The organism is Francisella hispaniensis FSC454 (assembly GCF_001885235.1).
In the GTDB taxonomy this organism is placed as follows: Bacteria; Pseudomonadota; Gammaproteobacteria; order Francisellales; family Francisellaceae; genus Francisella; species Francisella hispaniensis.
In genome coordinates this window covers 107,900-121,219 of record NZ_CP018093.1, presented here as the reverse complement: position 1 = coordinate 121,219, position 13,320 = coordinate 107,900, and the positions used below count along the sequence as shown (strand labels likewise).

Genomic DNA, 13,320 nt, shown 5'->3' with positions numbered 1-13,320 from the left:
CTATTTTAGAAAAAACTTTCTAGTTATATTTATTTCTAACTATACCAACTAGAATTACCTATGATTAAGAGAATATTACGTATTATTTGCGGGTTTTATAGCTATATTCTTTACAGAATAAAGGAAATTAATGATGTCATGAAACTGGCCAACAACCTGCGGTAAATACTCTCAAGTTTGAATAATTATTCCGCGTGACATTTGAGGATATCGACCCAGCTCTCCAAGATGTTCCGCCCCAACGCACCATGGAGGAAATTCTACTAAGTCCACCAGTTTCTCTGGACTCCCCCCCACGCGGGATCCTGATCATTAAGCCACTGATATCCAGGATTACATGTTATCTTCCAGCTATTACCCTCGACAGAAAATACCCCATGAGCCTCAGCCTGGTGCTCGTTGAGCGCATCCACTACGTCTTGAATTGTTTGACGGGTAGGGAGAGTTGGACTCGCTGCCCATTGAAACACATGAGAAACTTGAATGGTATCAACAGTTACAGGTGGTACAGCTGTAGCTAAATCAACTGTCTTACCATTGACAGTAACATTACCTGATACACTGATAGCGTTACTCCCTGCTGCTAGATTATAAGCAGTTGGGTTAGCATTTACAATACAACTATCATTCTGACAACCTGAACCAAGCTGTGTCACTACATCTGCATTATTCGCTGGTGTAGCTCCAGCTGGCGGATTCCATGTAATCGTCCCTTGGATATCTTGTAGTGGAAGTTGGCTTTCTACTCTTTCTATAGTTTTACCTAATAAGTTAGTATAACGCGATACTACAGCATTAGTTAGCTCAAACTTACATAGATCATTGGCAGTATTACATTGATCTACTATGCGTAACTCAGTATCGGTTTCACTCTTGCTATAACTTCCTAAGATAGCTGCACTGGATATAATCGCGGTTCCTATTAATAGCTTCTTTCTGGCAGTCATTTTTATATTTCCTCAATATTAATTAAAGCTATAAGCTATAAGCTATAAGCTATAAGCTATAAGCTATAAGCAGCATAGCAAAATAAATTTTAGTTGAAAAGTAAAAAATTTTCTTAAAAAGGCTTGTAAACAAAAGATATAACTAAGCTTGGAAGATTTATTAAAGCATCGTTTTATATTTAAATAATACAGATTTCAAAAAAAGTATGTTATCAAAGATTTTTTAACATTAACTAGCACATTTATCTGAGTTAGATAATCTTCTGTTTTAGAACTTAATAGCAAAAGATATAAATATATATTTCATTATTGAATAAGGTTTATTAAGCAAAACTTTCGTTGTATAAGCTCTTATTTTTACATTCAAGTATACTTCATACAAGTTGAATTCTATCATAATTTTATATATCCAGTTTATGCTAAATTACCGTAATATATTCTATCTAATCGAAAAATTGATATAAGGTGTGTTTTATAAGACGCTATAACACTAGCTTGTAGAGAAAATTATTTATTGATACTATGTACTGATCCTAAAGTCTTAACGGGTGGTCGTTTATGAAAAATTTTGAAATAATACGCAAAGATTTTCTGCAATCAATTGATATCTATATTAACCACCCACATAAAAGCCACTTTTTAAATATACATCATCGACATAGCAACACCGGTATTCAAAGAGCAAAGCTATTAAAAGATTATATCTTGTACTGTCCTACATTAACAATAATGAATCAATTAATCAAACATTATTTAGAGAAATCTGAAGAACTAGAAAAGGTTCTTTTAAAACTCAAATTACAACATGAAAAAACAATTAGTAAAGTAGAAATAAAAGCTGATGCTTCATTATTAAGGGGAGGAAATAAGCATCCAAGCTCTTTGTGGACTTATGTTAACAATGTTTTCCAACAAACCAAGAATTTAGCTCCCATAGAAAACAATTTACCTATTACAAATAATCCTGTTTTTGATGTTTTCTTACCTGTTCAAAATATTTCCAAAATAGGAAATTCTACAGCTTCTGCACATGTAGTGACTCGCTATAAAGATAAAAAGAATGAAAAAATAAATTATTTTGTTAAATCTCTCAATAATAATGAAGTTGAAAATGCAATTGCTGAAGTTATCTATGCTCAAATTTGGAATTATTTTATTGGAAGTCGTGCTTCAAAATCTCTATTATTATTATCTGAGCATGAAAAGAAAATTATTGGTATTGCTTCAAAAGGCATAAGTGATTTTCAAGAATATAAATCACTCAATGGAGATCAAAAAGATTACCCTGGACTAATACAAATTTTATTTTATGTTTGCGTGTTAATAGAAAATGATTTTCATATCTGTAATTTTGGTACAGGACTATTTAATGGAAAACGTTATTATACCAAAATAGATCACGATTATATTGTAAGTTTTTGGGATACTTTAAAATATGCAAAGTTTATGACAGAGGTCTCGCAGAATTTTCAAGAATTACTTAAAAAAAAATCTATGTCTAGTTTATTTCTTCTTTTAGAATCAATGCGTTTTAGTCCTGTTAAAGCAAATTCAAGAATCTTAGAATTAGGCCATAAAATACGCCTTGGAAGACCGTCAACGGTTACTTCACATATGATGATGAGTCAATTTCGAAATAAAGCAATAACTAGGAGTAATCAAAAAGAACTTGAATATACAATAAATGATTTTATTCTTAAAACTAGACCTACTGAAATTAATAGATTTTTTTCAGATCTTGAAGGAGTTTTAATGACCAAAATCGCTCCCCTTATTAAATATAACTATAAATACTTAGGTAAATCCAATGAGTTGTTATTCTTTTTCAAATTAAGATTTTCTCATTTGAGTAATTTGTTGAATTAATCTTAATACTACTTTATTTTGTTTTCTACCTACTAAATCCTAATATTCTCTAACAACTAAAACTAAGTACTTATAAAGATATCAACTAATCTATATAAAAGCTCTTTTTATCCTCTCAATAACTTTTAAAGAAAATAGCAAAGCTTATATCTTGTTTATAAGAGATATGAAATAGAATTAACTAGTAACTGTAATAACTCTTTGATAGTGTTGAAGATAATTTTTAGCGCAAACAGCTATGTCAAAGTTATCTATCGCATACTGTCTACATTTATATGGATCAATTGTATCAATTTTCTTGATTGCATCTATCATTTGTTCTAAATAATTAACTACAAAGCCTGATTCAAAATTAACAACTTCCGATACAGAGCCTCTATTTAAAGCGATAACAGGAGTTCCACTCATCATTGCCTCAACCATTACTAGCCCAAATGGCTCTGACCACTGTATTGGAAATAATAAAGCTTTAGCTTGAGAGAATACTTGTGCCTTCTTTTGACCAGTTGCATAACCCCTGATATTTATATTTTTTTTGAAACTCAATAAAAATGATTTGGGATTTCTAAGTAATTTTTTCCTATTACCACCATATATTTCTAACTTAGTACTGCTCTTGCAGCAAACTTTGATTGCCTGATCGACTCCTTTTGCACGATAAGATACTTTAGAAAAAAACAAAAAATGATCTTGCTTATCTGGATTAAAGATAAACTCTTTTGAGTCTACTCCGTTGTATACATAGTGTCTAAGGTTATGAGCAATTGCATGATTTCTACTGACTCCAACGATATTTTCAGGATATTGATTATTAAAAACTGCTCTTTTATCATTGCCATGTATCGTTAATAACCACTTAAATGATTTTACTTGATTTATATAATTCATATCATGAATATGAACTATATCTGCATTTTGTGGTATTAATTTAGCTATATTACTAAAATTTTCACACTCAATAATTTTGACATTAGTATTTTCATGATAACTTCCTTTTGGTGCTATCAATAAAACCTGATGCCCTAATTCAGCTAAAGCTCCAGATAGCCAATAGATGACCCTTTCTGTGCCGCCATAATTATTAACTGGAATAATTGCGGGACAGACTTGTACTATATTCATGATTCACTCTCAAATAAATAATATAAATAATAAGTATAGATTTATTATACATTTTAGTATTTATAAAAGAATTATTAGAGTGATTTATATTATTAAAAATTTTAAGTTAAAGCAGTAACACAAATATTAATTTGCTATTTGCTTTCTTCTTTCTTAACAGCTATACCAAGCTCATTAAGCTGCTCTAAAGAAACTGTTGAAGGTGCCTCTGTCATTAAACAGCTTGCAGTCTGTGTCTTAGGAAAAGCTATTACATCACGGATATTTGTAGTTCCTGTAAGTAGCATAATAAGTCTATCAACGCCAAAAGCTATACCTCCATGGATAGGTGTACCATATGATAAAGCATCAAGCATAAATCCAAACTTCTCGCGCGCTTCTTCATCAGAAATACCCAATAAATTAAATACTTTCGCCTGGATATCTTGTTTATGAATACGGATTGATCCACCACCTACTTCATAACCATTAATAACCATATCGTATGCTCTTGAACTTAATTCTTCTGGATTACTACGCTCTAATTCTTCAACTGAGCTAACCTTTGGAGCTGTAAATGGATGATGCATTGCATATAAACGATTATCATCTTTCTCAAACATTGGGAAATCAACAACCCATAAAGGCGCCCAATCTTTATCAAATAGATCAAGATCTTCACCAATCTTAGCTCTTAATGCACCCATTGAATCATTTACAATCTTAGCCTTACCAGCACCAAAGAATAATAAATCACCTTCTTTAGCGCTAGTTTTCTCAATTACTTTGAACAAGGTTTCTTCGGAGATATTTTTTACAATTGGTGACTGTAAGCCATCTTTGCCTTGTGATAATGAATTAATCTTGATATATGCAAGACCTTTAGCGCCATAGATACCAACAAACTTAGTATACTCATCGATCATCTTACGCGTAAGTTTGTCATTACCGCCAGGAATTCTCATTGCAATAACTCGTGATTGTGGATCATTTGCTGGACCTGAAAATACCTTAAACTCTTCGTTTTGCATATCTTCTTTGATATTCACAAACTCAAGTGGAATTCTTAGATCAGGTTTATCTGAACCATACTTATCAATAGCATCAGCAAAAGTCATTACTTGGAAAGGAGTTGTAAACTCAACACCGATAGTTTCTTTGAAAAGCCCCGCTATCATTCTCTCCATAGTCAACATAATAAAAGCCTCATCGATAAATGAAGCCTCAATATCTATCTGGGTAAATTCTGGCTGTCTATCCGCTCTTAAATCTTCATCACGGAAACATTTAACAATTTGATAATACCTATCAAAACCTGAAACCATCAATAGCTGCTTAAAAAGTTGTGGTGATTGCGGCAACGCATAAAATTTACCATTAAAATTACGACTAGGCACAAGATAGTCTCTTGCGCCCTCTGGTGTTGCTTTTGTTAAAAACGGTGTTTCAATATCTAAAAACCCATTATTATCTAGAAAGTTACGAACATATCTAATCGCCTTTGAACGCGTAATTAACTTATGTTGCATTTCTGGACGACGCAGATCAATATAACGATACTTAAGCTTGACATCTTCGCCTGTTGATTGGAAATCATCTAACTGAAATGGAATAGTTTTAGATTTATTAATAACCTCTATACTATCACCAATTATCTCAACTTTACCACTGACAATATTTTTGTTTTCTTGACCTTCTGGTCTTAAGTTAACAACACCTTCAGCTTTAATCACAAATTCAGATCTTAAACTATCAGCAACTCTAAAATTGTCATTATCAGGATTAAAAACTAATTGTACTAAACCTGTTCTATCTCTAATATCTAAGAAAATAACACCGCCATGATCTCTACGACGATGAACCCAACCGCATACTGTGACTTTTTGCCCTTGCAATTTTTCATTAATATCTGAACTATAATGTGTTCTCATATCCAAACTAACCCTTTAAAATTTTTATAATAATTTAAATAGATAAAATTAATCACGTTATTATAGCAGGAAATGACAAAGAAGACTAAGCACAAATATTAACAAGCAAGCAAACAAATTAAGTTAAAGCTATATATCTAAGTTAAAATACTGATGGTACAAGCAAAAACTATCAAATTCTAATCAAACAACGACATCAAAGCTACAATATATAGAACAAACAAAATATAAAATGGTGCTGATAGGATTTTCAAATCAGCGACTAAATAGGCACATAATACAGGTAAAACCCCCATAAATATAGCCATTGAAATATTCTGCGTAATAGCTAAGCCACTAAATCTCTGTGATTTATTAAATCTATTTAAGACAACAATCATATAGTTTGCATTTATCAAACCATTCACAATTGCAAATAACACTATAAATAGTAAAGCCACAGAAGACTTTGCTAATAATGATATAGCTAGTGGTATAAGTATAATTATCGCTAAAATTATACCTAGCGCTTGTGTCTTTTTATTACCAATAATATCACCAAGGTAGCCACCAGCTAAAGCTGAGACTGCATAAGTTACTATAGTTACTAAAACATACACAGATGTTGTAACTTTATCAAAACCAAGACCTTTCTGGCAAAATGTTGGTAAAAACACTATAAACATCGAGAGAAATATTGCTGTAGCTGCAGCAGTTAAAACGCAACGCAAGAGTAATCTAATATTGGTTTTTAGTAGCTCTAAAGCAACAAAGCTACGCTTACCAGTAAACTCAGTAACTAATGTTTCTTGAATTGAAGCACGCCAAAAATAGCTCACTAATACAGCAATGCCGCCAAAAGCAAATGCCAAACGCCAGCTAAAGGCAAAAAACTGCTCTGTAGTAAGTACAAGGCTTAGAAGATAGTAAACTATTGACGCTAAGATCATCCCAAAAGTTGCACAAAAAATAACTACTGAAGTATAGAAACTTCTACTCTTTGCCGGCTGCTCATAGACTAATAAAACTGCAGCAATTAGCTCACCTCCAAATGAAAAGCCTTGAATTAAACGGCAAGCTGCTAATATCAATGGCGAAAATACACCAATAACACTACTACTTGGCAATACAGCTATTACTAAAGACGCTACACCTATTAGAATAACTGTCCACTTAAATGGTACGGTACGACCATATTTATCACCAAGATTACCCCAAAATACAGCTCCCAAAGGTCTAGCAAAATAACCTGCACCGAAAATAGCAAAAATCAAGATAAGTGAACTGTTAAAAGAATCTTTATGTAATAACGACATCGATATCTGCAAAGCAAATAAACCAAATATATGAAAATCAAAAGTCTCAAAAGTACTGCCAATACTTGAGATAATTACTGACTTAATACGCAAGATAATTCCTTAAATAAATTTATTAATTTAACTAACTAACCAAAAACCTGCAAACTATACTTAGCTTCAAGAAACTCATAAATACCATCATCAGATCCCTCTCTACCAAGTCCCGACTCTTTGATACCCCCAAAAGGTGCTTTTTCATTTGATATTGACCCGGTGTTTATACCAACCATACCATATGCTAAAGCATTTCTAACTCTTCTGATTTGATTAATATCATTACTAAAGAAATAACTTGCTAAGCCATATTTAGTATTATTTGCTCGCTGGATAACCTCATCCTCAGAATCAAAGCCAAAAATAGCGATAATAGGACCAAAAGTTTCTTCAGAACTTGCAATCATGGTATCTTGCATATTAGCTAAAATAGTAGCTTCATAGAAGTTTCCACCTAGTTCTGGGTTTATTCTACCACCACATACTAACTTAGCTCCTTTTGCTAAAGCATCATCTACATGCTGTTGGACTTTCTCAACCGCAGCCTTATTAATTAAAGGACCTATTTTTACATCATTATCTAAACCATTACCTTGTTTAAGTTTTATAAGCGAGGCTTTTAATACCATGATAAATTCTTTATTGATAGAGTTATGCACAAAGATTCGATTTGGTGCTATGCATACCTGACCAGCATTTCTAATTTTAGCTGCAATAAGACCCTCAACAGCTTTTTCTAAATTAGCACTCTCAAAGACTATAAATGGCGCATTACCACCTAGCTCTAATGAAATCTTTTTGACAGTTTCTGCTGCTTGTTGCATTAACATCTTACCAACTCTTGTAGAGCCTGTAAAAGTTATTTTTCTGACTAAGCTACTCTTTTGTAGTTCTTTACCGATAACACTTGAATCACCACAAATTACCTGCAAAAGATTCTCATCAGCTCCACTAGTGATAAAAAGCTCTCTAGCTGCAAGTGCTGTAAGAGGAGTTAGCTCTGATGGCTTAAGTATGACACTACAACCGGCAGCTAACGCTGGAGCAGCTTTACGCGTAATCATCGCAAATGGGAAGTTCCAAGGAGTAATTGCTGCAACCACACCAACAGGATAATAATCCACCCTACCCTCAGCATTACTAATATTAGGATCAAAAACGCGTGAGTCTATTCTTTTGGCTTTCTCAGCGTACCATTGAATAAAATTTGCACCATATTGAACTTCGACTTTTGCCTCAGCTAATGGCTTGCCACTTTCTAAGGTGATAATTTCTGCTAAGTCATCAATATTACTTATAACTAAATCATACCACCTAGCCAAAAGCTTTGATTTTTCAGCAGCAAGTTTATTCCTAAAGGCATTTTGAGCGTGTTTTGAAACCAAAATACTATCTTCAACATATTCGGCTGATTTTTGCTCAAGGCTACATATAACTTCGTTAGTCGCAGGGTTAATTACTCTAAAGCTTCTATTACCAGCAAAAGAATATTTACTTATTACTTTGTTTAAAAGATTATTAGACATAAATACCTCTAAATTTATATTGCCTGAATAGCTGTAATTGCAATTGTATATGTTATATCATCAACTGTCGCGCCTCTTGAAAGGTCATTTACAGGTTTATTGATACCTTGCAATACTGGTCCTATACTTAAAACATTAGCACTTCTTTGGACTGCTTTATATACTGTATTACCAGTATTTAAATCTGGGAAGATTAATACAGTTGCCCTACCTGCAACTTGACTATCTGGAGCTTTCTTCTTAGCGACACTTTCAATCATCGCAGCATCATATTGAAGTGGACCATCAACTAGTAAATCTGGAGCTTTTTTTCTAAGTAATTCTGTAGCTGTACGTACTTTTTCAACTTGCACACCTGAGCCTGATGATCCTGTACTATAGCTAATCATCGCGACACGCGGTTCAATACCAAATTTCTTGGCAGATTCAGCACTTTGTATAGCTATATCAACTAACTGCTCAGCCGAAGGATCTTGATTTACAGCACAGTCACCAAATACTATCACTTGATCAGGCATACACATAAAAAATACTGATGATACCAACGAAGAAGTTGGCTTAGTCTTAATTAGCTGTAGTGCTGGCCTAAGTACATCTGCTGTAGTATGCTCAGCACCTGAAACTAGTCCATCAACTTCACCAAGATAAAGCATAAGTGTTGCTACTACTATAGGGTTTTTAAGAGCATCTCGAGCCATACTTTCAGATAGACCTTTATGTTTTCTAAGGCCCATTAAGGTATTTAGATATTTTGTCTCAGCTTGATCATCAATATTAACAACTTGTATATCTTTAGGAAGGCAAAAGCCATTCATTTCTGCTACTTTATGGATTTTATCTCTATCTCCTATAAGCACACATTCGGCCAGATCTTGCTCATAACAGTTTTTTGCAGCTTGTAAGGTTCTTGGCTCATAGCTCTCAGGTAAGATAATTCTCTTTTTAGCTTTTGTTGCCATTTTCAGTAGATGATATCTAAATGCCGGTGGCGACATCACTTGATGCCCAAGCACATCTGTTGTAATAGCACTAATTATTTTATCTCTATCTAATGAATTACAAATAACATCTTTGACTTGCAGAATACGCTCTTTATCATCAAGCGGTATACCCATCAAATCAATATCAGCAATTCGTAAAATAGTTTTGACACTTTTATTCTTAGTAGTAAGAATTGCTAGACCAACTTTTTCAGCTGTTTCAACACAAAGCTCTCTGACCTTATCATTAAGATACTCTTCGGCAGTTAGCAAAATTCCAGCAATTTTCATACCATTTTTTGCAGCTAAGCATACTGTCACAAGAATATCAGATCTATCCGCAGATGTTATCACTAAAGAATTTGGCGTTAAATCATTGATAAAGTTATCAACGCCTCTTGAGCACATCATAACCCTATCAACACGCGCCTCTAAGCTTACTTTTGAGATAAGATTTAATTTAAGAATATTTTTAATATCTAATATTCTTGGTGAAGTTTTTTCTTGCTGCCATTCTACAACACCTATTAGATTTAAACCTTTTTGTGCAAAGACTGGTAATTCCCCAAGCATATTTACAGTTACTTGTTGCTGTTGCTCTGATGAAATATCCTCATCTGTTAAACTAAAGCTTACTCTGCCATCATCATCGTATGGAGCATTTAATTTAGTGATTACAGCACCAATAATATTAATTTGTTTTGGTAAACTACGCATTGCATAATCTAGCTCATCATTGATATCGATTAATGGCTTGTTACCATGATATGAAGTTATAATTATTTCTGAACTTAAAGCTTTAATAATTTCTATATTTAGCTCATCAACAATAGCATTTATTGGATATAGTTTGTGAGCATTATTACCCTGTCTAAATAAACCAGAGATTATTATAAAATCAAAGTCTTGTGATTTTTGATAAAACTTATCTAAAACAATCTCAACATAATCCTTAACACGATTATTAAGCAAATACTCCTGTATATTCTCTATACTCATCTGCATATCATAAATAGGATGAAATGAACTAACCCTTAGTCCTTTTTGCTGTAATGCGTATACCATACTACTTGCTAATAAACGTAAACCGGTATGTTTTGAAGTTGGCAGGATAAATATAGATTTTTTCATAACAAACTCTTATATTAAATTTTGTGTTTCTTGAGCAATCATAAGCTCTTCATTAGTTGCTATTATCATTATAGTATAGCTATTTTTGTTGTTTATGAATGTCTCTGAATTAGTGTTTTTTTGACGATCTATCGCAAAACCAAGATTTGTTAGCTTAGAGATAACATTCTCGCGGATATTAGCAGCATTCTCACCAATACCTCCTGTAAATACTAAAGCATCTAATTTATTAAAATAAATCATATAACTAGCTACAAACTTTGCTACTCTATGACAGAAGATCTCTATAGCCAACTTCGCTAGACTATCTCCTTTTGCAGCAAGTTGAGAAACTTCGCGCATATCATTATGTCCGCAAATACCTAATAGACCACTTTGCTTGTTTAGCATATTTGTAATATCTTCAACACTCCAACCAAGATTATTGGATATATACGAAAAAACACTAGGGTCTATACAGCCTGAGCGTGTTCCCATAACAAGTCCATCTAGAGGAGTAAGCCCCATACTAGTATCAATACTTTTACCATCAACAACAGCTGTAATACTACAACCATTACCCAAATGTGCAACTATAACATTAGCTTTTTGTTGAGCTAGGATCTTTGCTGCCTGCTGTGAGACATACTTATGTGAAGTGCCATGTGCGCCGTATTTACGAATATTATGCTTGTGTGTAAACTCATAAGGTATTGCATACTCTGCTATATAGCTTGTCATAGTCTGATGAAATGCAGTATCAAACACAGCTACCTGAGGTAATTCTGGAAATATTTGCTGACAAAATCTTATACCCTCAATATGCGCTGGATTATGTAATGGTGCTAAGGCAATACACTCTTTTATTTTTTCTAATGAATCAGCATTTATCACTACTGATTTAGAAAAATACTGACCTCCATGAACTACCCTATGGCCAATTGCAACTATCTTTTCTAAATATCTATTTTCTACCAAAAAATCTTTGAGCATTTCAAATACATCTTTGTAACTACCATTCTCAAGGTACTTTTCAATTTTATACTCAGCTTTAAAAACTACTTTACAATTTTTAGTAGCGATATTTTCTGCAAGACCTGTAACTAAGGATTGTGAAGTACGTGGATTTATAAGTGCAAACTTAACTGAAGAACTGCCGCAGTTTAAAACCAAAATATTTGACATAATTAAAAATCAGAAATATATATAAAGAGATATCTACATTATATAATAAGATAAATTACAGTAACAGCATAGTATGCTGTGTTTTTAAGATTAGTTCTAATAGCAGTAAAATCAGCTTGTAAATCGCAATATCATATTAGGCAATCTTTAGACGTCAAACTTTTATTTATTTCATATTTAGTTTTAAAAACATTACACTTTATAACAAAAGTTAGTATTATAGTTGCCATCATTACATAAGTAAAATTAAGATATCATGAAACACGTACTACTAGTCATACTTAATTTGTATTAGTATTAGTATTAATGCTTTTGCTTGCTCAAACAAAGATCAGCTTAGTATCACGGTTAATACTGTTAAAGAATCTAACTTCCAGCATAAAGAATATATAAAACTAGGCAAAAAACTTTTTAATGACAGTCTTCTATCTAGTCAACTACACTCATATAGCGCTAGCATTAATCATTCATCAGGAACTATAGTCTTTGATATAGCTAATGATGAAATTAAAAAGCAGATACTAACAAAAATCAAAGATATTCTTACACAACAAGGACTACGTGAGATAAGAGTAACTCATAATAAATTACAAAAAATTTAGTATAGTAAATTTGATTAAGGTTTTTGTAGTTATTTTAGAACACTATCAAAATATTAGCTTACCTTTGTTTTGTTATACTTGCCAAAGTAAGCTTAAACAATAACCTTTATATAACGTGCTTAGTGTGTTACAACACTGAGATTTTAAGCTATTAAGAATTTTTAAATTTATAGAAATACAGTTTAATTTTAGATTTTTAAAATGGGATATCATCATCAAAATTGGATGAATTAATTTCAGCAAAATCAGGCATATTATCTTGTCTTGATGGTTGCTGATGGCTTTGGTTAAAATTATTATTCGGTTGCTGATTAAAGTTTGGTGTATTTTGGTTATTAGCCCCGCCTTGAGAACTACCACCACCGATAAATTGAAAATTACTCGCAACTACTTCAGTTGTATATTGCATATTACCATTTTTATCTTGCCACTTATTTGTGCGTAATCGGCCTTCGACAAAAATCTGCGTACCCTTATTTGCATACCTTTGGATAGCTTCGGCAGATTTACCAAATATAACAACCCTATGCCACTCTGTAGTTATATTCTCGCCCATACCATCGTTAGTTGCGATACTCAAAGTTGCTACAACAGTACCATTTTGTGTCGTTCTAACTTCTGGATCATTACCTAATCTGCCTAGCAAAATAACCTTGTTTACAGTTCCTTTAGCCATTTTTTACTCCTATATTTATTAAAAGCTACTAATATTACAGCTTACAGGAAAAATGCTATTGTTAT

8 protein-coding genes and 1 pseudogene are annotated in these 13,320 nt (G+C 32.7%); 1 reads left to right on the top strand and 8 read right to left on the bottom strand.

Features of this window, described 5'->3' with window-relative positions:
* Window positions 1-136: 136 nt before the first annotated feature.
* A pseudogene (locus FSC454_RS00585) lies at window positions 137-947 on the bottom strand (DUF3281 family protein).
* A gap of 1,494 nt (window positions 948-2,441) precedes the next feature.
* Between FSC454_RS00585 and FSC454_RS10165 the strand changes: the two are divergent.
* Window positions 2,442-2,813, top strand: coding sequence for a hypothetical protein (locus FSC454_RS10165; protein WP_044247125.1), 372 nt, complete (start codon window positions 2,442-2,444; stop codon window positions 2,811-2,813).
* 177 nt (window positions 2,814-2,990) lie between these two features.
* Here the strand turns inward: FSC454_RS10165 and FSC454_RS00570 are convergent, their stop codons facing one another.
* From FSC454_RS00570 to FSC454_RS00535, 7 genes are all read right to left on the bottom strand, one after another.
* Window positions 2,991-3,935, bottom strand: coding sequence for a glycosyltransferase family 4 protein (locus FSC454_RS00570; protein WP_066045070.1), 945 nt, complete (start codon window positions 3,933-3,935; stop codon window positions 2,991-2,993).
* 134 nt (window positions 3,936-4,069) lie between these two features.
* Window positions 4,070-5,845 carry an aspartate--tRNA ligase gene (aspS, locus tag FSC454_RS00565; RefSeq protein WP_066045071.1) on the bottom strand — a complete coding sequence of 592 codons (1,776 nt, stop codon included), beginning with the start codon at window positions 5,843-5,845 and terminating at the stop codon, window positions 4,070-4,072.
* Between the two features lie 179 nt (window positions 5,846-6,024).
* On the bottom strand, window positions 6,025-7,233 hold the full coding sequence (locus tag FSC454_RS00560; RefSeq protein WP_066045073.1) for an MFS transporter: 1,209 nt from the start codon (window positions 7,231-7,233) through the stop codon (window positions 6,025-6,027).
* Between the two features lie 35 nt (window positions 7,234-7,268).
* A complete protein-coding gene (locus tag FSC454_RS00555; protein ID WP_066045075.1) occupies window positions 7,269-8,702 on the bottom strand; it encodes an NAD-dependent succinate-semialdehyde dehydrogenase in 1,434 nt (477 codons plus the stop codon).
* A 14-nt stretch (window positions 8,703-8,716) separates the two neighbouring features.
* A complete protein-coding gene (gene pta / locus FSC454_RS00550; RefSeq protein WP_066045078.1) occupies window positions 8,717-10,813 on the bottom strand; it encodes a phosphate acetyltransferase in 2,097 nt (698 codons plus the stop codon).
* Window positions 10,814-10,822: 9 nt separating this feature from the next.
* Window positions 10,823-11,977 carry an acetate/propionate family kinase gene (locus FSC454_RS00545; protein ID WP_066045079.1) on the bottom strand — a complete coding sequence of 385 codons (1,155 nt, stop codon included), beginning with the start codon at window positions 11,975-11,977 and terminating at the stop codon, window positions 10,823-10,825.
* Window positions 11,978-12,775: 798 nt separating this feature from the next.
* The gene (locus FSC454_RS00535; RefSeq protein WP_014547445.1) at window positions 12,776-13,255 is read right to left on the bottom strand and encodes a single-stranded DNA-binding protein; all 480 of its coding nucleotides are present in this window, start codon (window positions 13,253-13,255) and stop codon (window positions 12,776-12,778) included.
* Between the last annotated feature and the right edge of the window lie 65 nt (window positions 13,256-13,320).

Bases quoted from the DNA above. Each gene is read 5' to 3' on its own strand.
- FSC454_RS00555 (WP_066045075.1), bottom strand. From the start codon at position 8,702: ATGTCTAATAATCTTTTAAACAAAGTAATAAGTAAATATTCTTTTGCT.
- FSC454_RS00545 (WP_066045079.1), bottom strand. From the start codon at position 11,977: ATGTCAAATATTTTGGTTTTAAACTGCGGCAGTTCTTCAGTTAAGTTT.
- FSC454_RS00570 (WP_066045070.1), bottom strand. From the start codon at position 3,935: ATGAATATAGTACAAGTCTGTCCCGCAATTATTCCAGTTAATAATTAT.
- FSC454_RS10165 (WP_044247125.1), top strand. From the start codon at position 2,442: ATGTCTAGTTTATTTCTTCTTTTAGAATCAATGCGTTTTAGTCCTGTT.
- aspS (WP_066045071.1), bottom strand. From the start codon at position 5,845: ATGAGAACACATTATAGTTCAGATATTAATGAAAAATTGCAAGGGCAA.
- FSC454_RS00535 (WP_014547445.1), bottom strand. From the start codon at position 13,255: ATGGCTAAAGGAACTGTAAACAAGGTTATTTTGCTAGGCAGATTAGGT.
- pta (WP_066045078.1), bottom strand. From the start codon at position 10,813: ATGAAAAAATCTATATTTATCCTGCCAACTTCAAAACATACCGGTTTA.